The sequence below is a fragment of the Kitasatospora sp. NPDC056181 genome, from assembly GCF_042266225.1.
Classification (GTDB): Bacteria; Actinomycetota; Actinomycetes; order Streptomycetales; family Streptomycetaceae; genus Kitasatospora.
The window spans coordinates 99,625-122,396 of the sequence record NZ_JBHJUK010000010.1 but is presented as its reverse complement, the minus strand read 5'-3'; the positions used below and the strand labels follow the sequence as shown (position 1 = coordinate 122,396).

Annotated in this window: 17 protein-coding genes and 3 pseudogenes; 12 read left to right on the top strand and 8 right to left on the bottom strand. The window is 70.4% G+C overall.

The window, feature by feature from the left end:
• Positions 1 to 240: 240 nt before the first annotated feature.
• A complete protein-coding gene (locus ACFC1F_RS07175; RefSeq protein ID WP_376156256.1) occupies positions 241 to 1,056 on the bottom strand; it encodes a TauD/TfdA family dioxygenase in 816 nt (271 codons plus the stop codon).
• Between the two features lie 177 nt (positions 1,057 to 1,233).
• Between ACFC1F_RS07175 and ACFC1F_RS07170 the strand changes: the two genes are divergently transcribed.
• Positions 1,234 to 1,656, top strand: a complete 423-nt coding sequence (locus ACFC1F_RS07170; protein WP_376156254.1) for an NUDIX domain-containing protein — start codon at positions 1,234 to 1,236, stop codon at positions 1,654 to 1,656.
• A gap of 3 nt (positions 1,657 to 1,659) precedes the next feature.
• Entirely contained in the window at positions 1,660 to 2,808 is a 1,149-nt protein-coding gene (locus ACFC1F_RS07165; protein WP_376156252.1) for a helix-turn-helix domain-containing protein, read from the top strand.
• Between the two features lie 85 nt (positions 2,809 to 2,893).
• Here the strand turns inward: ACFC1F_RS07165 and ACFC1F_RS07160 are convergent, their stop codons facing one another.
• Entirely contained in the window at positions 2,894 to 3,544 is a 651-nt protein-coding gene (locus tag ACFC1F_RS07160; RefSeq protein ID WP_376156250.1) for an ATP-binding protein, read from the bottom strand.
• A 266-nt stretch (positions 3,545 to 3,810) separates the two neighbouring features.
• On the opposite strand from ACFC1F_RS07160, the gene ACFC1F_RS07155 reads away from it, so the two are divergent.
• Both ACFC1F_RS07155 and ACFC1F_RS07150 read left to right on the top strand, forming a co-directional pair.
• Positions 3,811 to 5,211 carry a hypothetical protein gene (locus tag ACFC1F_RS07155; RefSeq protein ID WP_376156249.1) on the top strand — a complete coding sequence of 467 codons (1,401 nt, stop codon included), beginning with the start codon at positions 3,811 to 3,813 and terminating at the stop codon, positions 5,209 to 5,211.
• A 32-nt stretch (positions 5,212 to 5,243) separates the two neighbouring features.
• Complete coding sequence (locus tag ACFC1F_RS07150) at positions 5,244 to 6,143, top strand: phosphotransferase family protein (protein ID WP_376156247.1); 900 nt, start codon at positions 5,244 to 5,246, stop codon at positions 6,141 to 6,143.
• Positions 6,144 to 6,675: 532 nt separating this feature from the next.
• Here the strand turns inward: ACFC1F_RS07150 and ACFC1F_RS07145 are convergent.
• Positions 6,676 to 7,212, bottom strand: coding sequence for a GNAT family N-acetyltransferase (locus tag ACFC1F_RS07145; protein WP_376156245.1), 537 nt, complete (start codon positions 7,210 to 7,212; stop codon positions 6,676 to 6,678).
• Between the two features lie 20 nt (positions 7,213 to 7,232).
• Between ACFC1F_RS07145 and ACFC1F_RS07140 the strand changes: the two genes are divergently transcribed.
• Together ACFC1F_RS07140 and ACFC1F_RS07135 are read left to right on the top strand one after the other, a co-directional pair.
• The gene (locus ACFC1F_RS07140; protein WP_376156243.1) at positions 7,233 to 7,598 is read left to right on the top strand and encodes a hypothetical protein; all 366 of its coding nucleotides are present in this window, start codon (positions 7,233 to 7,235) and stop codon (positions 7,596 to 7,598) included.
• 90 nt (positions 7,599 to 7,688) lie between these two features.
• Positions 7,689 to 7,787 (top strand): annotated as a pseudogene (locus ACFC1F_RS07135) (pirin family protein); the annotation flags it as partial.
• Between the two features lie 162 nt (positions 7,788 to 7,949).
• Here ACFC1F_RS07135 and ACFC1F_RS07130 read toward each other — a convergent pair.
• Together ACFC1F_RS07130 and ACFC1F_RS07125 are read right to left on the bottom strand one after the other, a co-directional pair.
• Entirely contained in the window at positions 7,950 to 10,760 is a 2,811-nt protein-coding gene (locus tag ACFC1F_RS07130) for a SpoIIE family protein phosphatase (RefSeq protein ID WP_376156241.1), read from the bottom strand.
• Between the two features lie 395 nt (positions 10,761 to 11,155).
• On the bottom strand, positions 11,156 to 11,779 hold the full coding sequence (locus tag ACFC1F_RS07125) for a TetR/AcrR family transcriptional regulator C-terminal domain-containing protein (RefSeq protein ID WP_376156239.1): 624 nt from the start codon (positions 11,777 to 11,779) through the stop codon (positions 11,156 to 11,158).
• A 364-nt stretch (positions 11,780 to 12,143) separates the two neighbouring features.
• Between ACFC1F_RS07125 and ACFC1F_RS07120 the strand changes: the two genes are divergently transcribed.
• A complete protein-coding gene (locus ACFC1F_RS07120; RefSeq protein ID WP_376156238.1) occupies positions 12,144 to 13,706 on the top strand; it encodes a hypothetical protein in 1,563 nt (520 codons plus the stop codon).
• A 70-nt stretch (positions 13,707 to 13,776) separates the two neighbouring features.
• Positions 13,777 to 14,403, top strand: coding sequence for an HAD family acid phosphatase (locus ACFC1F_RS07115; RefSeq protein WP_209410331.1), 627 nt, complete (start codon positions 13,777 to 13,779; stop codon positions 14,401 to 14,403).
• A 161-nt stretch (positions 14,404 to 14,564) separates the two neighbouring features.
• On the opposite strand, the gene ACFC1F_RS07110 is transcribed toward ACFC1F_RS07115, so the two are convergent.
• The gene (locus ACFC1F_RS07110; protein ID WP_209410332.1) at positions 14,565 to 15,167 is read right to left on the bottom strand and encodes a hypothetical protein; all 603 of its coding nucleotides are present in this window, start codon (positions 15,165 to 15,167) and stop codon (positions 14,565 to 14,567) included.
• A 676-nt stretch (positions 15,168 to 15,843) separates the two neighbouring features.
• On the opposite strand from ACFC1F_RS07110, the gene ACFC1F_RS07105 reads away from it, so the two are divergent.
• The gene (locus ACFC1F_RS07105; protein WP_376156236.1) at positions 15,844 to 17,187 is read left to right on the top strand and encodes a phenylacetate--CoA ligase family protein; all 1,344 of its coding nucleotides are present in this window, start codon (positions 15,844 to 15,846) and stop codon (positions 17,185 to 17,187) included.
• A gap of 9 nt (positions 17,188 to 17,196) precedes the next feature.
• On the opposite strand, the pseudogene ACFC1F_RS07100 reads toward ACFC1F_RS07105, so the two are convergent.
• Both ACFC1F_RS07100 and ACFC1F_RS07095 read right to left on the bottom strand, forming a co-directional pair.
• Positions 17,197 to 17,304: pseudogene (locus tag ACFC1F_RS07100) on the bottom strand (aminoglycoside adenylyltransferase domain-containing protein); the annotation flags it as partial.
• Positions 17,305 to 17,446: 142 nt separating this feature from the next.
• Positions 17,447 to 18,256 carry a JmjC domain-containing protein gene (locus ACFC1F_RS07095; protein WP_376156234.1) on the bottom strand — a complete coding sequence of 270 codons (810 nt, stop codon included), beginning with the start codon at positions 18,254 to 18,256 and terminating at the stop codon, positions 17,447 to 17,449.
• A 1,307-nt stretch (positions 18,257 to 19,563) separates the two neighbouring features.
• Here ACFC1F_RS07095 and ACFC1F_RS07090 point away from each other — a divergent pair.
• From ACFC1F_RS07090 to ACFC1F_RS07080, 3 genes and pseudogenes are all read left to right on the top strand, one after another.
• The gene (locus tag ACFC1F_RS07090) at positions 19,564 to 20,619 is read left to right on the top strand and encodes an LLM class flavin-dependent oxidoreductase (RefSeq protein ID WP_376156233.1); all 1,056 of its coding nucleotides are present in this window, start codon (positions 19,564 to 19,566) and stop codon (positions 20,617 to 20,619) included.
• Positions 20,616 to 21,920, top strand: coding sequence for an NtaA/DmoA family FMN-dependent monooxygenase (locus tag ACFC1F_RS07085; RefSeq protein WP_376156232.1), 1,305 nt, complete (start codon positions 20,616 to 20,618; stop codon positions 21,918 to 21,920). The genes ACFC1F_RS07090 and ACFC1F_RS07085 overlap by 4 nt, the downstream gene beginning before the upstream one ends.
• Before the next feature lie 217 nt (positions 21,921 to 22,137).
• Positions 22,138 to 22,772: pseudogene (locus ACFC1F_RS07080) on the top strand (transposase); the annotation flags it as partial.

Below are 22,772 nucleotides of genomic sequence, written 5' to 3'. Positions count from 1 at the left end.
GGGGCCGGGGGCGGGGGCCCCCGACCGCCCCCCCCCCCCCGGGCGGGGGGTGGGGGGGGGGGCGCGCCGGCCGCCCGCCGCCGGGGGGGGCCCCCCCCCCCCCCCCGTCCGGGGGTGCCCACCGAATGGGCTTCGAGGCAGGGCGTGGTGTGACGGTCTTCTTCGCTTCGGTCGTGGATCCGGGCGGCGATGCACTCAGCGGGTGAGGCGGCGTTCGGCCGTGGGCGTTCACGCCTACCATCAGGCCGTCCCTTGTCCCGAGGCTCCGGCGTCAGCGGGCGTGGACCAGGGTGCGGCAAATCCGGCGTCCAAGCCGACCACGGGGTGCGGATCACCGAGCGCGCGCAACAGCAGTCGTTCGCCTCGGAAAGCCGTTCGGCCGTGCAGAAAGCGGTGGTTGTCAAGGACGACCCCCTGCCCGGCGGCCAGGCGCAGTCGGGTCGTGTGCCGTTCGATGGCCCGGCGCAGGGCGGGCAGGTGCGCCTCGGCCTCCGGCGAGAAACGGGCCAGGGAGTCCTGGCGCAGCCGCAAGTGCCACCGCCCGCCGGGTAGTTGCTCCAGCACGGGCGCAAAGTGGCCGTCCGCCCCGCCGAAGAATGCGGCCCGCGGCGCCGAGAGCGCCTCCAATGCAGCGGGGTGGAACCCGGCCAACTCGCTGAGGACAGCCCGGCCGTCCGTCAGCAGGCTGTCCCCGCCGGCATCGCCCGCCCGCGCGCATGCCAGCAGGAGCAGACGGGGCGGCTGCGGCTGCTGCGCGCACTCGGTGTGCAGGTCAAGATCGCCGCGCCCGAGGCCGGCGAAGCCCGCCCGGCCGTCGTGGCGGCCGGTGTCGCGGATGACGGTCAGCCCGTCCGGATCGGCATCGCGGTGCGGCCAGAGCCCGGTCATCAAGCGCTCTGCCGCGTACAGCACATCCTCGCGCCCGCCCAGCCTGCCAAGTCGCACCAGGCCACGCTCGCGCAGCACCGCGCCGGCGCGCTCACGTACCCCGCCGCTCAGGGACGCGGCGGTGAAATCTTCACCTGCGGATGCGACCGCGGTGTCAAAGGACGGCATGGTGGATCCCCCTCGTGAGGCCGGGCGGACGGGAGACGACACACTCTCCCCGCCGCACCCTCCCCAGGTGAAGTGACAGATTGTCAAAGCCAGATCACCGGCCGTCGGGAGTCTGAGGCGCCGGAACGCTGCTACGTTCGAGGTGCCCGTGCCAGCCCGCGCGCCGTGGAAGAAGAGATGACCGAAAAGCCTTATGTGCCGCCGACGTTCCCGATCTCGATCAAGGGCGTGGTCCTCGACCCGCAGGGCCGGGTCCTGCTGCTGAAGAACGAGCGCCAGGAGTGGGAGCTGCCCGGCGGGAAGCTCGAAGGCAAGGAGAGGCCCGAGACCCGCGTGGAGACTGAGATCCGCGAGGAAAGCGGCTGGAACGCCACCGCCGGCGCGCTGCTGGACACGTGGATGTACGAGCCGCTGCCTGGCCGCCTGGTCTTCATCGTCACCTACGGCTGCACCGCCACCGACGCCCACCGGCCCCCGGTCGTCAGCCACGAGCACAAGGAAGCAGGCCTCTTCCGCCGCGACGAGGTACCCGGCCTGGTCATGCCGCAGGGCTACAAGGACTCCATCGCCCGCTGGTACGAACTGCTCGATCGGAGCTGACCCATGGCCCGCCCGGACCCGCACAGCGGCATCCGCTGGCACTGGACCACCCCCAGGGCGCAGGCCATTCTGAGCCGCCGCAGCCTGCCCCAGATCCTTACCTTCTACCGCGAGTTGCACCACCTGCCACAGGAGGAACTCGGTAGCCTGCTGGGCTACTCCACCTCGTACATCTCCCGAGTGGAGACCGGCAGCAGGAGCATCACCGACATTGGCGCCCTGCGGCACATCGCCGAACGTCTCCAGTTGCCACCCCACATCTTCGGCATCACCGACGACGCCGATGGAGACCATCACGCCGTGATCCAGTTCGCCGACAGCGTCCTGCGCCTGGCCGAGATCGCCCGGCAAGCCGGCCAAGCAGCCGCCGCCGTCGACGAACTGTGGCCCCTCGTCGCCCGCCTCGAAGCCAGAGCCGCCGACGGCCACACCGAGACTGACGTGCTGCGCCTGCTCGCCCGCGCCCGTGTCGGCCTCGGTGTCGCCCTCGGCCACGTCCTGCCCGAGGAACGTCTCGCCACGGCCGCGCGCTGGACCGGCAAGGGCACTGCGATCGCTCGCCGACTGGGCGACCGAAGCCTGCACGCCTACGCCTTGCGTCACCACGGAAACGAGCTGCGCAAGGCCCGCATGCTGGGCTCCGCCCTGGACCGGCTGGCACTGGCCCGAGACCTCGCCAACACTCCCGAGGAGCGGGCCGAAGCCGTCATCCTGCTGGCCCGGGCCGCAGGCAGTGCTGGGCGCACCGCGGCGTTCGACTCGGCGGTGGCCGAGGGACGAGGCTTGCTCGACGCCGCTTCGGCAACGCCGCTGTTCTCCGAGTTCACCCACCACGAGGTCCACCTGCGAGGCCTGGCCGGTACAGGGCGCATCAGCGAGGCCGCAGCCCTGCTGGACCGCGTGCCGAATCCGGGTCTGCGGACCAGTGCACAATGGCAGATCATCTCCGCGATCACCGCCGGTCAGGTCCTGGCCCGTCAAGGTGACCGCAGTGCTGCCCGCGAGCAGATGACGGCGGCCGTCAAGGGAGCGGCGATTCACCGCCTGCCGCACCAGCTCCAGCGTGTCGTGCGGGCGAGCCGGGGCTTGCCGGAGGTTCGGGAAGAGGCCGAGGAGGCTCTCATGCGACTGCGTGCGGCAATAGCTGCGTGACGGTGGGGGTAGAGGGTTCATTGGCGTACCTCCTCGAACGGTCTGCGTGGCTGTGCGGTGGGAACAGCGATGTTCAGCAAGGGAGTTACGAGTGGCCGTCGAGGCCGGCCAGCGGGGCGCTCGCCCGGAACGTCGGCGCGTCCTCGACCTGGTGGTGAATGAGCTGGCCGAGGAGGCCCAGGACGATCACGTGGCCTGCTGCCCAGCACGCGGTGAGAGCTGTTCCGAGCGGATCGCGACTCCTGCTCCGATCGGGGGCGCGTTTGTCAGCCCCGCCACGCGAGCCGGCCGGCGGCCACCGTTGGCCAGGTGGTGTGGCGACCGGCTCATCGGCTACAGGGACCTCGAACCAGACGATCGTGCTGCCGTTGGCCCCGAGCTCCGTACCGTGGTCGGTGGCCAGCTGTGCCACGAGAAACAGTCCGCGGCCGTCCTCGGCATCGGGCCCGGCCTTCCTTTCGCACGGCCGACCGCGACCGGTATCGAGCACCAGGACGCGGAGGCGGCGGAGTGAACGTACGAACCGGAACTCGACGTTGAGCGTGGCCGTCGAATCGTCACGGTGGCTGCCGTGGACAACAGCGTTCGTTGCGAGCTCGGACACGAGCAGGACAACCGTGTCGGTCTCGTCCGGAGGCAACGTGATGCCCAGCCTCGCCAGCGCGACGGGAACGTGACGGCGAACTCTGGAGATCTCGGATGCCCTTGCGGGTGCGGAGAAGATTTCAACGGTCATGAGTGGTCCTCCGGGCCGTGCAGGTCGCAGGGGGTCGTACCGGGGAAGTCCGCGGGCCTGGTGGTCGATCGCGGGTTCCGTAAGGCTCGCGATCACGCCAACCGGCCGCAACAGGAGGAAGTTGAGGGCGAAGGCGGAAGTTACTGTCGTGGAGCCGCCAAGCAGGCCAGAGCAGTAACCGGTTACTGGTTCCGGCACGCTCCGTATGTGGGATCGCTACGCTGAGAAGCGAAGTCGACAGCCGAGGGGGTAGGGGGTGATGGGGGATGGCCCACGGACTGGCCTGCGTCGAGCGCCTTCGCGCCGAGGGTGTGGTGGAGGACCGGGACATCCAACGGACCGTCGATGCGGTCATGTCGTGTTGCGGGGTCAGCCGCCTGCGGGCCTACCGGCTCGCTCATGGCTGGACGTTGAAGGATGCCGTGGATGTTCTGATCAAGCTGTGCGACGAGGACGACATCGTCCGTCCGAAGCTCGACGCGGACCAGCTCGGGCACTGGGAGACGGACCGGCAGCCCCGCGCAGGGACGATCGACCTGCTCTGCCGCTTGTACCGGACCGACGCCACCGCTCTCGGCCTCTCGGGCGACTACCGCGCCGGCGGCGAACCGGCCGGGGTTCGGCAACTTCCGGTGCGCGCAGGACATGCTCGGACACCCGTGCGTGCTTCGACATCGGCCGGCTCGCGCCAAGGGCAGAGCGATCCGCTGACCTCCCTGGTGGATTCCGCTCGTAGGGCGGTCGAGCGGACTCTCGCACTGACGACGGTGAGCGCGACTCAGCTGGAGCTCCTGGACGAGCGGGTGATGAGTCTGCGCCGTGACTACGTGTTCACGCCGCCGGCGGTCATGCTCGGACGGCTGCTTGCGGACCTGGAGGAAATCCGGCTGCATGCGGTGGAACGCCAGCCGGCGAGTGTTCAGGTGCGGCTGTCCGAGATGACGGCTGTCGTGTCGACCCTGGTAGCGGACGCGCTGATGAAGCTGGGAAGGCTGGACGACTCCGAACGCTGGTACGGGACGGCCCGGGTGGCGGCCGACGACAGCGGCAGCGCTCGGCTCAGGGCCCGAGTCCGCGTTCAGGCGGCGATGCTGCCGTACTACTACGGTCCGCTGGAGAAGGCCTCCGAACTGGCACGCCAGGCCCGGCTGCTCAACCGCGGACGCCCGACGGCCACGGGCGCCTTCGCGGCAGCGGCCGAGGCGAGAGCGCTCGCGCGGCTGGGGCGGACAGCGGAGGCCCATACGGCGATCAACCAGGCCCAGGAGATGTTCGAACGCTGCGACCACGGCGACCCCGAGGATGCCTGGGCCTTCCCCGAGCGCCGGCTGTTCCTCTATCTGAGCGGCACCTACACCTATCTCGGTGAGACCGGCAGGGCACGTGCCGCGCAGCAGCAGGCACTCGCCCTGTATCCGGACCGTACGGGGATCGACCCGGCTCTCCTGCACCTTGAACAGGCCGTCTGCCTGATCAAGGAACGTAGCCTCGCGGAAGCCTGCCAGCTGGCCGGCCGTACCTACCTTCAGGTGCCTGAGGCCCACCGTACGGAGATCCTGGGCTCCCGCGCGCGGGCGGTGATCGACGTACTTCCGACCCGGCTGCGTTCGGTGCGCGTGGTCCGCGAGCTGGGCGAGATTCTGACGCTCCCGTCGGGAGCGATGTGACAGCGGGGCGGTCGTCCGCCAGCCTTACGGGTATGAGTGCACCGAGCCGGATCGGCGGCTTCAGTGAGTCCGAAGTGAACCGTGTCCTCGAAGCCGCATGCCGGGCGGCTGGCCTGGATGCGTCAGGCGCCACCGTCCTGCGCGGACATACCAACGCGGTCTTCCTACTGGCCTCCAGCCCGGTGGTGGTCAAGATCGCGCGACGCGGTTCGAACGTCGCCGAGGTGCGCCGGACCGTCGAACTGGTCGAGTGGCTGGTCGGTATGGATTTCCCGACCGTCCCCCTCCTGCCGCTGGAGCAGCCGGTCCTCGTCGACGGGCACGCCGTCACGTTCTGGAAGTACGTACCTCAGCCCGATCATCCGGTCGCAGCACAACATCTCGCCGCTCCGTTGAGGATGCTCCATCAGCTTCCGGCCCCGCCGTTCCTGCTCCGGTCCCTCGACACCGTCGGTGCGATCCGTCGCTCGCTGACCGCTATCACGGCGCTCCCCGACGAGGATCTGCAGTACCTGTCCGCCCGCCTCGACAGGTTGGAGAAGTCCCTCGCGGAGGTCCGCTTCGCCCTGCCGCCGGCGTTGCTCCAAGGCGACCCGCAGCACCGGAACGCGCTGTACGACGGCTCGGCGGCCGTGCTCTGCGACTGGGACACGGCCAGCTACGGGGAGCCGGAGATCGACCTGGTGACGATCGAGATCCACTGTCGCCGGTTCGGGTACGGCAAGGCGCACTACGAGGCCTTCGCCCGGTCCTACGGCTTTGATGTCGTCGAGTGGCAGGGGTACCAAGTTCTCCGGGACCTGCGCGAGTTGAGGATGATTACGACGAACGCGAAGCGCGCTGAGGCGGGTTCGGAAACTCTGGTGGAGGTTGTCCGACGTGTCTCCGGGCTGCGTGAGGGCGATGACGGGCTGCGCTGGCACATCCTGTGACGCCCTGCGATTCCGCACTGCCGCCCCGCGAGGTGATCGTGGGGCGGCAGCGTCGGCCGTGGGTGCGGTGCCTGTACGACGCCAGAGAGGGGCGTCGCGGTGGGCCGGCTGATGCCCTCGGCTGTTTTGAGCGTGTGGTAGATCAGCGGTCGCAGGTCCGCGGGCATCTCGCTGCTCGGCTTGAGCATGAGGACGGCGCCCGTGATCGAGTTCCGCCACAGATCGGTGCGGCCACGGAGTCCCATCCGGCCATGCACTCCTGGCGGCCGACGCCGAAGCCGAGTTGCCGGAGTTCCGCGAGGGAGGCGGCGAGCGCGGTGTTGTCGCGGATGACGCCGGGGCCGGCGGTTGCGGGTACTTCCTCGGCGAGGACCTGGTTCTGGATGGTCTGGGGCAGGCGGTGCGGAAAGGTTGCCCGACATGGCCGGTACGGCACCCCACTGCACGTCCCGGACGAGGCCGAGATGCGGTCCGCGCCTATCGGCCGGCTGCGGATGCAGGATTGCGATCCGGGTAAGGTGCCGACCGTTCTTCAGATGATGCAAGTTCGGATCATGGCCACGAGTGGCGGCGCATCAGGGTTCGGCTGGACCTTGTTGAAGGCCTTGTAACCCCAAGCCTCGTACAGCGCGAGCACTTTGCCGTCCCCGGCTGCGGGGTTGACCATGAGAGTGATGCACTTCTCGGGGCGGTTGCCGGCGAGTTCCTCATGGATGCGGTGAGCGGCGCCAGTACCGCGCCATGGCGAGCGGACGCCCAGCTCCTTGAGCGCGAACACCGGGTCTGCGGTGAGCTTGGAAGTCATTGGTTCAGCCATTCGGGTCCACCAGCGGTCTCCGGATTCGATGGTGTTGCCGTAGGCATAGCCGATCGGCTCGCCCTGGTCGTACCCGAGGACGGCTTCGAATCCGGGCTCACTGCCGTGGCGGTCGAGGCGTTCGGCGAACGTGGGGACAGCGTAGTTGGGCAGGTGGAGCAGCGGCGCTCGGACATCCGAGTAGAGGTCGATGAGCGTCTGGCGTGCGAGGGGCGTCAGTGCGGGCAAGCGGCGCAGGTCCGGCTCCGTCACGCGGGTGTCCTTCGGGTGTCGTGGGTGTACTGGTTCCACAGTTGCGCATGGGGACTGCTCGGCGCCACATCCTTCAGGGCCGCGCCGAAGCGGTCGAGCACGCCGGCGACCCGGGGGTGCGCGGCGAGTTCGGCGGGGATGCCCATGGCGGTGGTGACAGCGGGTTCGAGGCGCTGGCCGGCACGGCGGATGAGGTCACCGGTTCGGCGGCCGTGGAGGAGGTTCTGGGTCGATGCCGTGCCGCCGGAATGATCACGACCTGGACCGCTGTGGTCTACGAACCGGAGACCCGCTGGGCCTCGAACACGACGGCCGGGCGAACGATGGCAAGGGCGTGCGCGGGCGGCGCACCGCCCCTGCCCGCCCGGACCGTCGGTCGGCTCTGAAACCCGTTGACGGGGGCGGCCGGCCTGCCCCGTCCGGTCGCCGACGACGCCCACCCTCGACAAGCAGCCGGACGGTCTACCGGCCGGCAGACCTCCCGCTTCGGTGACGTGCACGGCTACGACGGCGCCCGCCTGCGGGCCCCGGAGCTCCCCGCGCTCCCGCTGAAGCCCAGGGGGCGGGTGCGCTGACCTGGTGAGATGCGATCTGGCGCCACATGCGTGTGCCATTCCTCCCGCGGAGTGGGTCGGAGGCCTCTGCGGACCGACGGGCGGAGACGGCGTGTGCGGTCGGACCGGCACCGTCGGGCGGCGGCTGGCGGCCGGGTGGGGGCGGGGTGCGCGCGGGCCGGGCTACAGCAGCATCGCCTCGAACTGGTGCGCCGGTGTGATCAGTGGTTGTTCGGACCAGATGACCTTGCCCCGGGCCGTGTACCTGGTTCCCCAGCGCTCGGCCATCTGCGCCACCAGGAACAGGCCCCGTCCGCCCTCGTCCGTACTGGCGGCGTAGCGCAGGTGCGGGGCCGTGCTGCTGCCGTCGGAGACCTCGCAGACCAGGCTGGTGTCGCGCAGCAGGCGGACGCGGATCGGCTGGGTGCCGTAGCGGATGGCGTTGGTGATCAGTTCGCTGAGGATCAGCTCGCTGGTGAAGGTCAGTTCCTCCAGGCCCCACGCGGTCAGCTGGTCGGCGCATTCGGTGCGGATGCGGGAGACGGCGGCGAAGTCGTCGGGCACGTCCCAGGTGGCGACCTGGTCGGGCTCGAACAGGCGGGTGCTGGCGATGAGGAGCGCGATGTCGTCGCTCGGGCGTGGCGGGACCAGTGCGTCGAACACCGCCCTGCAGGTCTCCTCGGGGGATCCGCCGGCTCGGGTGCCGGTCAGGGCGGCGTGCAGTGCGGAGAGCCCGGCGTCCAGGTCGCGGTCGCGGGTTTCGAGCAGCCCGTTGGTGTAGAGGACCAGTGCGGTGCCGGGTGCCAGCTGGAGTTCGGTGGTCTCGAAGGGCAGGCCGCCCACGCCGAGGGGCGGGCCGGCGGGAAGGTCGACGAGTTCCACGGCGCCGTCGGTGTGGACCAGTGCGGGCGGTGGGTGGCCGGCCCGTGCCATGGTGCAGTGTCCGGAGACCGGCTCGTAGACCGCGTACAGGCAGGTGGCGCCCGTGACAGCCGACTGCTCGCCCTCGTCGTCGCCTTCTCCCGCGGCCGCCTCGCCCTGGTCGAGCCGGACGACCAGGTCGTCGAGGCGGGCGATCAGTTCGTCCGGGGGCAGGTCCAGGGCGGAGAAGTTGAGCACGGCTGTGCGCAGTCGGCCCATGGTGGCCGCGGCGTGCAGGCCGTGGCCGACGACGTCGCCGACGACGAGTGCCACGCGGAAGCCGGGCAACGGGATGACGTCGAACCAGTCCCCGCCGGCTCCCTGCTGCGCCGGCAGGTAGCGGTAGGCGACGTCCAGGGCGCCCTGTTGGGGCAGGCCGTGGGGCAGCAGGCTGCGCTGCAGCGTCTCGGCCATGCGGTGCTCGCGGGTGTAACGGCGGGCGTTGTCGACGGTGATCGCCGCGCGGGTGACCAGTTCCTCGGCGAAGGAGACGTCCTCCTCCCCGAACGGTTCGGACTCCCCGGTGCGCCAGAAGTTGACCTCGCCGAGGATCAGGCCGCGCGCCTGCAGTGGTGTGGAGATCAGCGAGTGGATCCCGTAGGCGAGCATCCGGTCGGTGTTCTCCGGGTCGCGCGCCCGCCAGGCCGGCGCCCGGTGCAGGTCGGCGGCGAGTGCGGCGTGCCCGCTCTCCAGGGCGGCGCCCTCCGGGGTGGCGGGGACGAAGCTGATCAGCGACCCGACGGGGTAGAGCGGCCAGTCGTCCCTGATGCCGCTGACGGCCGTACGGCGGATCTCCAGGCCACCCGCCGTGCCCGTGCCCGGCGGCGGCTCGTCACCGCGCAGCACCGGGTCGGCCAGCTCGACCGTGGCGAAGTCCGCGAAGCGGGGAACCGCCACGTCGGCCAGCTCCTGTGCGGTCCGCACGATGTCCAGGGTGGTGCCGACCCGCAGTCCGGCGTCGTAGAGCAGCTGCAGTCGGGCCCGCGCCGCCTCGGCCTGCCCGGCCAGCGCACGCAGCTCGGTGGTGTCCCGGATGGTTGCGACGCTGCCGGGCCCTCCGCCGAACGGTGCGGTGGGACGGTTGTTGACGGCGAGCAGCCGGTCGTTGGCCAGGTGCACCTCGTCGGTCGAGGCCCTCCCGGACGCCAGCAGTTCGGCCAGGCCGGGGTTCAGGCCGAGCTCGGCGACGGGTCGTCCCTCCACCTCGGGCGGTAGCTCCAGCAGACGCCGGGCCTCGTCGTTCGCCAGCAGTACCCGGGTGTCCGCGCCCACGATCAGCACGCCCTCGCGGACCGCGTGCAGCACCGCGTCGTGGTGCTCGTACATCCGCGTCATCTCGGACGGGCCCAGGCCCTGCGTCTGGCGGCGCAACCGCCGCCGCACCAGCAGCGCCCCGGCCGTGCCCGCGGCGAGCGCGGCCGCCGCGCCGCCGAGCAGGACGGGCAGCTGCCGGCTCACATCGGCGCCGGTGTGCGCGACGGTGTAGCCCACCGACACCAGCCCGGCGACCGAACCGTCCGGCCTGGTGGCCGGCGCGGTGGTGTCCACGACCTTTCCGACGGGGGTGCCGAAGCTGCTGGTGAACGGACCCTTGAACGCCGCCCCGTACGCGCCGACGACGTGCGTCCCGATCTCCTCGGGGTTGGGCGCGGTGTAGGCGGTTCCCTCGCGGCTGAAGATCACGACGTAGTCGAAGCCGCCGATCTTCCTGACGTTCTCGGCCAGCGGCTGCAGCGTCGCCGAGGGGTCGGCGCCGTCCAGAGCGGTCACCACCATCGGGACCTGTGCCAAGGTGACCGCCGCGGCACGGGTGCGCTGCTCGGCCCCGTTCGTACTGTTGGTGCGCGCCTGGAGGATGAGCGCCGTCAGCGCGGCGCCGATCAGCAGCACCACGACGATCAGCATCCACAGGAACACCTGCCCGGCGACGCTGCGCACCCGCAGCCGGGAGGGCAGCCGACGCCATGGCGACCGGCGCTTCGCCGCTTCGCCCGTCTCCTCGCCGCCAAGGGCCTCGCTGGCCTTTCGCTGCACTGGCTGGCCTCTCGCTGCGTCGGGGCGATCCCCGCACATCCGAGTCTCCCTCCCACGCTGCCACCCGGCCCGCTGACGTGCATGTCCGAAGATCCGCCCGATCGGTCGGCTCGCCTCCGGCGAGCCCGCGGTGATCAGCTCGCGCCCGGCTCGGCGCTGCCGGCGCTGCCGACGTTGCTTCCGGTGCCGCCGGCGCTGCTGCCCGGCACCGCCGGCGTTGCTTCCGGTCGGGACGAGCCGGTAGCGGTCGCACGTCGACAGCGCCGTACGACGGGTCCTGTCCAGGGCGCCGCGGTCCAGGGCGCCGCGCTCCCGTCACGGCGCCGGCACCGCTGCCGGTGCTCCGGGCACGCTCGCGACCCCCGGATATGTGCCCGGAGCACGGGCCTGGCCTTCAACCGGACTGTCGTGTCGGCCGCGACGCCGTCGGTGTGTCAGCCGTTGTGCGGGGCCCGGAGGTCGTTCAGGGTCTCCTGGTAGCTGCGGATCAGTGCGGCGAGGCCGGTCTCGAAGGCCTGCTCGCGGAAGTCGGTCGGGGCGTCGCGCAGCGGCTCGAGGCCGGGCGGGAGCGCCTCGTCCGTCCAGGCCTCGTTGTGCGGCCTGTTGAGGTGGAGTGCGGAGCCGATCAGCAGGTACTCGACGGACTGGACGACCGGGAGCACGTGCTCCTCGGGCCAGCCGGCCGCCCGCAGCATGGCGAACGCGCAGGCGTAGGCCTGTAGGGCGGCGGCGGAGCGGGTCGGCCGGGAGGCGAGCAGCGGCACCATGTTCGGGTGGCGGGCGAGGGCGGCGCGGTAGGAGCGGGCCCAGGCGTCCAGGGCGGCGGTCCACGGCCGGATGGCCGGATCGAGCTCCATCTCGGCGACGATGAGGTCGCCGATGCCGTCGATGATCTCGTCGCGACTGGAGACGTAGTTGTAGAGCGACGGGCCCTTGACGCCCAGCCGGGCGGCGATGCGGGTGGTCGAGAGTGCGGCGGCGCCCTCCTCGTCGACCAGGGCGAGGGCGGCCCGCATGATTCCGTCCCGGGTCAGCAGGGGCCGTGACGGCCTGCCCATCTGTTGGTCCTCTCGTCCGCTGGTGGTTACCCCCCGGTATTGGTCCTCGTCGTGGGCTAGTGTACGTTCTCGCCAGGCAAAACTACTGGTTCTAGTTTTAGGGGTGCCGACGGGTGGCTCCTGGCGTCTCCCCTGTGGCGCCGAGCCAAGGCTTCGACGGCAACTCGCCTTCGCGGCACCGGCCGACGGCGGACTTCGGCCGCAGCCCGAGTGGCCCCCTCGATGGACCGGTAGCCTCCCGGACCCCCTCGGGTTCCTCCTGAGGGGGGTCTTGCCGCGCCGCCGCCTGGCATGCCCTTGACATCCTGTTGATCGCATGTCGGGCGGCTTCCCTGCCAGCCTTACGCCGAAGGTGACCCTCCGCATGTCCGTGCGCACCCTCGCGCTGCCGGCGCTCGTCGTCTCCGTGGTGCTCTCGCTGAGCGCCTGCGACCCGACCGGCCCGACAGCCCAGCCCGCCGACCTCGGCACCGTCGCCCAGGTCGTGCCCGTACCGCCCGACGGGAACCCGCCGGTGCTCCCGGCTCCCGGCGGCAACCCCTCGGTGACCCTGGTGACCCCGGCCGCCGACCGCGCGCCGTCGGCCACCACCTCCGCGGTCGCGCCGTCGGCCACCACCTCCGCGGCCGCCGATCGTGCACCGTCCGCCGTCACTTCCCCGGTCGCGCCGTCGGTCGCCCCGGTCGCCTCCGGGGCTCCGACGGCGGCCACCCCGGCCCCGTCCGGGACGCCGACCGTCGCGGCCGGGGCGGCGGACCTCAAGCTGACCTCGTACGACCGGCAGACCGGCAAGGCCGTGCTCGCCGTCGTCGCCGACGACGGCAAGGGCGTCCCGAGCCCGTCCGCCGCCGCAGCGACCACCGCCGCCGTGCAGACCGGCCGGCTGATCGACAGCCCGCCGTCGGCCGCCGCGCCGCAGGGTGCGCTGCTGGCCATCACGGCCGTCAAGCCCGCCGGCGCCGGGAAGGTGCAGGTCGACACCCGTCCGGCCACCATCGCCGAGCTGCTCGGGCAGACCTGGGCCGACATCAAGGCCGCGCTGGATCCGCACAAGATCCACGTCACCCCCAGGGTCAAGGACCTCAAGGTCTCCTACGTCCCCAAGCCCGACGGGGGCAGCGGCTCGGCCTCGGCCACGCTGAGGCTCGATGCGAACGACACCGTCCCACTGCCGGGAGGCTCCGAGGCCGCACTGACGGGATCGCTCGAACTCGACCCGAGCGTCGTCTTCTCCTACCAGGGCACCCACGGCATCCTCGCCCCCGAGCAGGCCAAGGTCGGCTTCGACCTGGGCGCCCACGCCGACTGGCACCTCACATCCGGACTCGCCGGCTCCACCGGTCCGGTCAGGATCCCGGTCGCCACCCTCACCGCCACCCCCACCGTGATGGTCGGCGCGCTCCCGGTCGTGATCACCCTCAACCTCACGGTCTACGCCGAGGTCACCGCCGACGGCACCGTCGGCGTCGACGTCGCCCAGACCGTCGACGGCACCTGGGCCATCCACGCCGACTACATCGAGGCGGCCGGCTGGCACAGCGCCACCGACCCGATCAGCACCACCGTCACCCCGGTCAAGGCCACCTTCACCGGCTCCGCCGACGTGCGCAGCGCCCTGGTCGCCGAGGGCTCGGTCGCCCTGTACGACGCGCTGGGCGTGAAGGCGACCGTCAGGCCGTACCTGCGGGCCCAGGTGCAGGGCACCGCCACGGTCGCGCTCGACAGCGGCGGCGTCAAGCCGGGCATCGACGGCAGCGTCGGCCTCTACGGCGGGCTCGACGTCGACGGGGCCGTGCTGGCGAGGATCGCCGTCCTCGGCACCCCGCTGTTCGAGAAGGACGTGCCGTTCAAGCTCTACCACCAGGAATGGCCCATCGTGGCCGGCTCGTACCGCAGCCCGACCCCGAGTGCCACACCGACCACCTGACCGACCCCGAGTGCCACACCGACCACCTGACCGACCATCCGTCCATCACGTTGAAAGCCGAGTTCCAGACATGAGCATCAAGGCAAAGCTCGTCGCCACCGCGGCCCTCACGGCCGCGATCACCGCCGGTCTCGCCACCCCGGCCGTCGCCGCTCCGACCACCCCCGCCGTCGCCGCCCCGGCCGCTCCCGCGGCGAGCAGCGGCAGCACGGTGACCGAGCAGCAGTGGCTGGCCGACGTCGCCGCCGCGATCGCGCCCGCCCGCGCCTACGTCGAGCAGCGCACGGCCGAGCCGACGGACGAGCGGCCCGCGATCGTCTTCGACATCGACAACTCCACCCTCGCCACGCACTTCCACCCGTTCACGATGCCGGGCATCCCGCCGGTGGTGGAGCTGGCGCAGTACGCCCACGCGCGCGGGGTCGCGGTCATCTTCGTCACCGCGCGCGTGGACTTCATCGAGCCGGTCACCCGGTACAGCCTGGAGAAGGCCGGCTACACCGTGGACGAGCTGCACGGACGCGACCTGGGCGACCTCTTCAAGCCGGTGCAGCAGTACAAGACGGACGAGCGGGCGGAGATCGAGAACGAGGGCTACACGATCATCGCCAGCGTCGGCAACAACTGGACGGACCTCAACGGCGGCCACGCCGAGCGCACCTTCAAGCTGCCGGACTACAACGGCCTGCTCTCCTGACCCACCCCGCCGAGGCGCACTCCCCCCGCCCGGGGACCGGCCGACCGGCCGGCCCCCGGGCGGTTTCCCCGGGCGGTTCCCACGGCGGACGGTGTCGTCCTCGATCCGCGCCGGTGCGGACGTCACGAGCCCGCGGGCCCGCCGCCGCGTGGCCCGGGGAGTCAGTGCACGGTGACCTCGGCGGGCAGTTGGAAGCGCGGGTCGCTCTGTCCCCGGCTCAGGAGTTGTCGGAACACGGTGCCGGGTTGAGCCCACAGGACGGCATCGACGCGCGGGTTCGCCATGAGCGTCGGGCATTCCACCCGCTGCCAGGTGTTTCCTTTCCGGACGGCGTCGCCGAAAATAATCCGCACCTCGCCCCGCGCGCCTTCAGAAAATCCCAGCGAAGCGTTTCGCCAGAAGGCCGCAGCCTTTCCGGAGTAGTCCGAGTAGTACGGGGTGCACAGGTTGAGATCTTCGATCAGCATCATCATCGTATGCCCACCGTACTTCTCGGCAGTGGCCTTCGCCGCCTCCTCGACCGACTTCCCCTTGTAGGTACCGCTGTAGTACCACACTGCGGTGGGACCGCCGCGGTCCACGGCTTTCCGCATCTGCGCTCTCGTCACCCACTTGGAACTGTCATCGGTCTGCCCGGGAAGAACAACGCCGCCGCCGTTGGTCGGCCCCTCATTCGCAAAGGGAACCGACTCGCCGACCAACTCGGCCCTGATGGCCGGATCAGGACTCGACGGCGGAATCAGTGAGGTCGGACGAATATTCACGGCGGCAAGTCCAGCTCTCAACAATGCCTCCTTGCGAGTGTCTGACGGGATCCTGATCGGCGCAAATCTAGCCGCGAACTGCACAAGAAGGCACGGGTGCCGGCAGATCAAGCCGTGCGCGCGGCGGCGTTGACATCACCTGATGACACCCTGCTCGATCGTGTCGTCCTGAGTTGCCCGATGGAGATGCCAATTTGCAGCAGGAGGCCTGCGATGGCCGGAAGCTGCCCAGGGTGGCCCGTTCTGCGGAGGGTGAGGAAGGGACGTCCCAGGGCGAGGGCGCGGTGTTTCAGCGACTGCGGCACGAATCCGTGAAACGGTCCGGACCTGGCCGTACACGCTCCTGAGCAAGCATCGGAGAATCCTTGTGTCCCTTGTGCCGGGAGCCCTAGGTTCGAATCGTCTCATCCGAGAGGGGCATATTCCGGCAGGGCCCGCCGGCAACCTCCCGAGGGGTTTCCGCCGGAATTCATCCGGCATCCCCCTCGTGAGGAATCACGGGCGAAATCCGGAAGACCACATCGAAGACCGCGTCGGAGACTTCGGCAGCGAGGCCGGCGACGAGGAACCGGGGACCATCTCTGATGGTCTCGAGTACATCTGACGTCCATTCCCCGGGCAGATGCCGGCGCAATGTCGCCGGTGCCCGGCCGGCTGTACAAAGGAGGGCCGCGGGTTGAACCTGCCGAGCGATCTGGCACGCGACTTCCATCGGCTGCGCGAGCGCATCACGCGCAAGGCCTCGTCCGCATGGTTCCGGGAGAAGCGCCAGGAGATCGAGAGCCTGGCCCCGTACGATCCCGGCCGGGGGCGCGAGCGCCTCGACCATCTGCTGGCCACCGCTTCGAAACAAGTCCCGTACTACCGCGCCGTTCGCGACTGCGAGCAGCTGAGCCTGAGTGACTTCCCCCTGACCCGCAAGAACGATCTGCGCGAGCACTTCGTCGACTTCATCAGCCGCGATGCGACCGGCCGGATGGCACCTGGCGCGTTCTACCTCGCTCAGACCAGCGGCAGCACGGGACAGCCCGTCACCCTGCTGTCAACCGCCGAGGCCGGCGGACTGTCGAACAACGTGATCCGTGAGCGGTTGAGCGCCTTGCTCGGTCTGCCGGACGGTGGCATCGCCCTCAACCTGGGACTGCTCTTCCCCGGCACTCCACTCTTCCAACCGGTGATGCTGCCCCGTCCATACCTCAAGTGCAACCTGCGTGGATACGACCCCCATGCGCCCGACATTGTCGCGGATTACGAGGCTGTGATCGGACGCATCCCGATCGACCAGATCGCCGGTTCTTCCAGCCGCGTGATCACCCTGGCCCGATACTGCCTGGACCGCGGCATCGTCCTGCGTCCGCACGGTGTCGTAGCCTCCCACGAGCACATGCCCGACAGCGGCCGCCGTCTGGTCGAGGAGGCGTTCGGCTGCCCGGTCACCATGCTGTACGCGACGTCGGAAACCGGCTACGCGGCCTTCGAATGCAGTCGGCAGCGGATGCACTTCCAGGACGATTTCGTCCTGCCCGAGATCGGTCCGGCCGGTGATGGCGAGGTCGGCGCAATCGTCCTGACCGCTCTGCTGTCCACCCCGATGCCGGTCATCCGCTACGTGACGGGCGACCTCGCCCCCCAGCCGATCGACTGCGGGTGCGGCCTGCCCGGCACCGTGACCGACGGTCTGCTGGGCCGGGCCCGCACCAGCCTGGTCGGTCTCGACGGATTGGCATACTCGCCCTATGCGCTGCTGGCTGCGCTGGCCGCCGCAGGCCTGCCGGACTTCCAGGTCGTCCAGAACGAACCAGGCACGCTCGACCTTGTGACCGCCGGCCCGGCGGAAGTCGCCGCAGCCCGCGTACGGGACATCAACACCAGCCTCGAAGCGCACTTCGGTGCCCTGCAGGGCTTTCGCCTGTGCCACCAGCCGCACCACGAGTTCCAGTTCACCGCGAGCGGCAAGCGCAACCCCGTGGTTCAGCACCTGGAGCTGCCGGACACCACTGAGCGCTCGGCATACCTGTGACAGCGCAGGGCGACAACCCTGCAGGGCGGGACGGTGCTCGGCTGGGAGCCGGGCAAGGGCGCGGTCGGCGGCAGCGTTCCTCGACCTGATCTGACCTGCGGCGAGTGTGGTCCAGATGCGGGTGGCCGGGGTGGGTGTTCCGGAATTTCCGGGAGTCTCCCGCTGATGTGCCGGACGACCGGACCGCGGCCTTCTTCGGTGCCATGGTCCGGAACGTCCTGTTGCCGGTGGCCGTGCCGGACGGATTCTCGTCGCGGTGTCAGTTCCGGAGAGTTTCCGCCAGGCCCGTCAGTGCACGGGCAGGCTCGGGTGATGCTGTACCGGTCCTCGGCTCCGGGACGGTTTCCACGGCGGCGCACAACTCTTCCGGGGTGAGCCCGGCCAGCCGCTCCCGGTAGTGGTGGAGCAGCTCGGCCGCGGTCCGGCGCAGCTCGACCGGGTCCACGGGGAGGGGAGGCAGTTCGAGCCCGTCGTCGAGGCGGCGGGTGAGGGCCGTGCGCAGGTCGGCGGTGCCGGGCTGCCGGACGGTCAGTGACAGGTGGAAGGACAGGCCGCCGGTGTGACCGACGGCCGAGTGCGGTGCGCCGCGGGGGATGTAGAGGACCTCACCGGCGTGTGCCGTGGTCTCCAGCCGTACGGGGCCTGGGTTCGGCTCTTGGCGGGCCTGCCAGTGCCCGTCGTCGGGGACCGCGTGAACCTGCCACCGTTTGCTGCCGTTCAGTTGCAGCACGAAGACGTCCGCATCGTCCCGGTGGGGGCTCAACCCCTGCTGGCCGGGCGGGGTGACGAAGAGGAAGGCCTCGACGCGTCGGTCCAGTTCGGCGCCGAGGCGGTCAGCGAGTGCGGCTGCTCCGGAGTGCCAGTGCTCGATGTTGCGCATCAGCAAGGTGGCGCCGACATCGAGCTGTCGCAGAACCTTGGCAGAGTCGGCGTAGCCGCCGAAGTCGTGACCCCTGACGCTGCGGGCGGTGGTGTAGTCGCCCTGGTCCAGTGCCTGTCCGCGGGAGACGAGTTCGAGGTAGGGGCGGCGCAGCAGGCCCGAGGCCAGTGCGGCGTCGATGTCTGCCAAGGTGACCGGTGGGGCGAGAGGTGTCGGCGGGCGCAGCAGACAGGCACGGCGACGCCACACCGTCGCCAGGAACGGAGCAGGGTCGCCCACCAGGGACCGGAGAGTTTCCATCGGGGAGTGGCCTTCTGTAGTGGGGCCGAGGCTGACGGGTGCCAGGAGGTGTTCCGCCGCCGGTGCGTCCCCGTGCCCAGCGCGTCGGCCGCGGTTCGTACGGTGGAGAGTGGATCGTGGTGGACCGGCACTCCCGGACGGGCGTGCCGGGCTGGGCGGTCACGTCCAGGCAGGGGCCGTAGTGGCGCTCGACTTCGACGATGACCGGTCGACCGGCGGAAGCCGCGCCAGGTGCCGGTGCCGCCGGTCGGGACTCGCGCACCCGTTGGAAGTCGGCTGCCGGACCGCCGGGCAGGTTCGACACGGAGCCCACCGGATGGACGACCGGTCGGGCGCCGGCGACAGGCGCCGCCACCCGACCGGGGGAGCAAACGTCAGATGACCAGCTCGCCACCCGAGATGGCCTCCAGGTCCTCGTCGTCGACCTCGGTGCTGAACTCGTCCCACGCGGTCTCCGGGGTGATGTTCTGGGTGTCGCTCATGATTCCTCCCAAGGGGGTGCCAGGTGTGTTCCGAAGGAAAGGGGATCGGGGAATTCCCGGCAGCCTCTTGCGGAACATTCCGTCTCTCGGCGAGACGATTCGAACCTAAGGCTCACGAAACAATGCGCACAAGGATTCGCCGATACTTCCTCAGGCACGTGCACAGTTAAGCCGAACCGTTCCACCGATTCGTGCCGCAGTTGTTTTCGGGCCACACTGCTGTCCTGGACGTCCTATCCGCGCGCCCCGGAGAATGGCCGCCCCGGGGCCGTTTCCGGCCTGACCCGACGAGCACTGGAGCAGGCGATGCACGACCGTGCGGCCCGCAGCCTGCCGGCACTGCGGCATGACGGGCACTGTGCGGCACGCAGAGTCGTCCCGGATCCAGGCGGCGGCCTCCGTGTCGCTGCCGGACGTGGTGCTGCGCCGGCTCGGCCTGAGTGGAGTTGTCGCGGTCCATCCCGTCACAGTGGGACTGACGGACCGTTGCTGGCAGATCGAGACCGGTCGACAACGGCACCTGTTCGTCAAGCAGGCCGCGGCACCTCCGTGACACACATCCGTGCAAGCGTCCCGGCCGCAGTGGCCGGGGGCCGTGCCGTTCGGCTGCCGGGGCGAATCGCCGGTGGCCTTCCGGCCTAGGCTGCGGGCCTGAGGGCGCCCCCGAGGCGGGACTGCCCGGCCCCATGTGCACAGCATTGGAAAGGAACCCGGATGTTGCTCGGTGTGGCGATCGGCAGTGTCGGGCGGCATCCCGACGCGTGGCGGCCGGCGCGTCCCGACCCGATGGACGCCGGACATTACCGGCGACTTGCCCTTGCAGCCGAGCGGGGAGGGCTGGACTTCGTCACGCTTGACGACTCCCTGGCCCTGACCGCGGCGCCGGACGGGCAGCCGGACGCGGTCACCGCGCTGGCTGCCATCGCACCGGCGACTCACACGATCGGGTTGGTGGCGACAGTGACGACCACCTATGCCGAGCCCTTTCAGGTTGCCCGCGCGCTGGCCACTCTCGATCACATCAGCCACGGCCGAGCGGGATGGCGCCCGCGGGTGGCGACCTCGGCGGCCGAAGCCGCGCACTTCGGCCCCGAGCCTCTGCCGGAGATCAGCCGACTCCGCTCGGAGGCAGCAGAGTTCACGGAAGTCGTCACCGCACTGTGGGACAGCTGGCAGGACGATGCGGTCATCCGCGACACCGCGAGCGGTCGTTTCCTGGACCACGCCAGAATCCGTCACATCGACCACGTGGGGCAGCATTTCCGCATCAAGGGCCCGGCAGTCGTGCCGCGGCCACCGCAGGGCCACCCCGTGCTCGCCTCCGGTCCCGACCCTGACTCCTCGCAGGTCTCCGCCCACAGCGCCGATCTGGTGTTCACCGAGGTCCGCAAGGCGCAGCAGGTACGGGCACGCGTGGGAACCGGTGTCCGGATCCTTGGTGAGGTCGAGATCTTCCTCGACGACCACGGCCCGGGCCGGCCACCTGAGCAGCAGGGCGCGGCGCAGCCTCTCCGGGTCGCCGGAAGCGCCGCCGAACTCGCCGCTCGACTCGATGCCGTGTACGCGTGCGGGGTCGTCGACGGCTTCCATGTGCGGCTCGCCGCGCTCCCCGGTGCCGTCGAGCACTTCGTCGATGAGGTCGTCCCACTTCTGCGCCGGCGTCACCCGGCCCGGTCTGGCACACCAGGGGGGTCGCTGCGCGAGCGACTCGGCCTGCCGGCCCGGGCGTCCAGTGTGTTCCCGCTCCGAAAGGCAACGCCGTCACGATGAGCAATACCGGCAAGGCGATGCACCTGGCGGCTCTGTTCCCCTCCAATCAATCGGCCGGTTGGCGTGACCCGCGGGCCGGTGACCACAGCGACTTCGCCACCTTCACCGGCCTGGCTCAAACGGCGGAGCGCGGTCTGTTCGACTTCTTCCTCCTTGCCGATTACCCTCGGCTGACCGAACACCGTGGCGCCATCTCCGAAGTGGGCACCGCCGGAGAATTCGACCAGGTCACCACACTGTCAGCCCTGAGTGCCGTCACCGAGCGAATCGGGCTGGTCCCGACCGTCAACGCGACCTTCAACGAACCCTTCGACGTCGCACGAAGACTGGCGTCGCTGGACCACTTCTCCAACGGCCGGTGCGGGTGGAACGTCGTCACCACGTCCAACGCCTGGACCGGCGAGAACTTCCGCCGCGGCGGCTACCTCCCGCATGCCGACCGCTACCAGCGGGCGGCCGAGTTCGTCCGCGCGGCCCGGACCATGTGGCGCAGCTGGGAAACGGACGGTCCCACCCGGTTCCATCACGACAGTCCGCAGTTCCGCATCAGCGGGCACTTCACCGTCCCGGCCGGACCCCAGGGGTGCCCACCCACCCTTCAGGCCGGCGACTCCGAGCAGGGCCGAGAGTTCGCTGCCTCGTACGCGGATGTGGTCTACAGCCGGCACCTCGGCAGAGCAGGTCACACCTTCGCCGCCGACATCCGCAGTCGTACAGCCCGGCAGGGCCGTGACTCCCGTCAGGTGAAGATCATGCCCGGGGTCTCGTTCGCTCTCGGCGACACCGACGAGGAAGCTCAGGAGAACGCACGTGCTGCCCAGGAGCAGACCGTCAGCCCGCAGTTGGCGATCTGGTACCTGGAACGCACCTGGGGGCGTGCGCTGTCCTCCTACGATCCTGACGGGCCACTTCCCGACATCGCCCCGGAGCGCACACCGGACCCGTCCCAGTGGTCCGGTATCGCGGCGGCCGAGGTCAGGTCGACGCGGGCACGGAAGTGGCGGGCCTACGCTGCCGAACACGGCCTCGGCATCCGGGAGCTGGTGATGAAACTGACCGGTGGAAAGCCGTTCATCGGCACCCCGGCCCGCGTGGCGCAACAGATGACCGACTACGTCCGTTCGGGCGGCGCGGACGGATTCATCCTGGTACCCGCGTACGCCCCCGGGGGCCTGGACGACTTCGTTGACCGCGTAGTCCCCGAGCTGCAGGAACGGGGCAGTTACCGCACCGCCTACACGGGCGAAACCCTGCGCGACCACCTCGACCTGCCGACACCCGGCAACCGTCGTACAGGCTGACCGGCCGAGCGGGGATCGTTGGCCTTCGTCACGTTGGGCGAACCCCTCACGTTCCGGGCGGACTCCGCGTCAGCCCGGCAGTCGGCCTGCCGAAGCAGGCTGAATCCGGTGGCCACGCCAGCCAACGTCGCACCGCAAACCACGTCGATCGGGCTCGTCGCGACCTCCCTGGCCCGTACGAGTAGGGCCTGTTGTCGGACCTGCGCCGCAAGAACGCGTGGACGATGCCCTCACGGGCGGGCCATGTCACGCCTCGCGGATCCAGAAGTTCCTCAATGCGGCCTCGTGGTCCGCGGACGCGCTGCTGGACGATCTGCGGGCGTACGTGGCCGAGCATCTGGGCGATCAGACCGCGTCGCTGGTGCTGGACGACACCCAGGTGCAGAAGAAGGGGACCAAGTCCGTCGGGTCGCTCCGCAGCACTGCGGGGTGACCGGCTCCGTGAGGAACTGTCAGGTCATGGTGATGCTGACCTACGCGGCGCCGGGCGGGCACACATTCATCGACCGCCGACTGTATCTGCCCGCCGCCTGGACCGGGGACCGGGCGCGCTGCCGCGAGGCCGGGGTGCCGGACGAAGTCGCGTTCGCGACGAAACCACAGCTCGCGACCCATGTGCGCGAACGGACCCTGGTGGACGGGACGTTGTTCGCGTGGGTGGTGGCCGACTCCGGCTACGGGCGCGATGCCGGCCTGCGCGCGTTCCTGCACCACAAAGGCCTGCACAGCCGACCGCCGAGGACGGTCCGCCCTGGGACTTCGCCCGGAACGGCGGGGAGGATCTCAGCGGTGCGGGGTGGTCCGCGCAGTGCCGTCGCCGACGGAAGCGGGGTGGGCCGGGGCCCCCCCCCG

Bases quoted from the DNA above. Each gene is read 5' to 3' on its own strand.
- ACFC1F_RS07155 (WP_376156249.1), top strand. From the start codon at position 3,811: ATGGCCCACGGACTGGCCTGCGTCGAGCGCCTTCGCGCCGAGGGTGTG.
- ACFC1F_RS07090 (WP_376156233.1), top strand. From the start codon at position 19,564: ATGTTGCTCGGTGTGGCGATCGGCAGTGTCGGGCGGCATCCCGACGCG.
- ACFC1F_RS07160 (WP_376156250.1), bottom strand. From the start codon at position 3,544: ATGACCGTTGAAATCTTCTCCGCACCCGCAAGGGCATCCGAGATCTCC.
- ACFC1F_RS07085 (WP_376156232.1), top strand. From the start codon at position 20,616: ATGAGCAATACCGGCAAGGCGATGCACCTGGCGGCTCTGTTCCCCTCC.
- ACFC1F_RS07115 (WP_209410331.1), top strand. From the start codon at position 13,777: ATGAGCATCAAGGCAAAGCTCGTCGCCACCGCGGCCCTCACGGCCGCG.
- ACFC1F_RS07165 (WP_376156252.1), top strand. From the start codon at position 1,660: ATGGCCCGCCCGGACCCGCACAGCGGCATCCGCTGGCACTGGACCACC.
- ACFC1F_RS07130 (WP_376156241.1), bottom strand. From the start codon at position 10,760: ATGTGCGGGGATCGCCCCGACGCAGCGAGAGGCCAGCCAGTGCAGCGA.
- ACFC1F_RS07150 (WP_376156247.1), top strand. From the start codon at position 5,244: ATGAGTGCACCGAGCCGGATCGGCGGCTTCAGTGAGTCCGAAGTGAAC.
- ACFC1F_RS07120 (WP_376156238.1), top strand. From the start codon at position 12,144: ATGTCCGTGCGCACCCTCGCGCTGCCGGCGCTCGTCGTCTCCGTGGTG.
- ACFC1F_RS07125 (WP_376156239.1), bottom strand. From the start codon at position 11,779: ATGGGCAGGCCGTCACGGCCCCTGCTGACCCGGGACGGAATCATGCGG.
- ACFC1F_RS07170 (WP_376156254.1), top strand. From the start codon at position 1,234: ATGACCGAAAAGCCTTATGTGCCGCCGACGTTCCCGATCTCGATCAAG.
- ACFC1F_RS07175 (WP_376156256.1), bottom strand. From the start codon at position 1,056: ATGCCGTCCTTTGACACCGCGGTCGCATCCGCAGGTGAAGATTTCACC.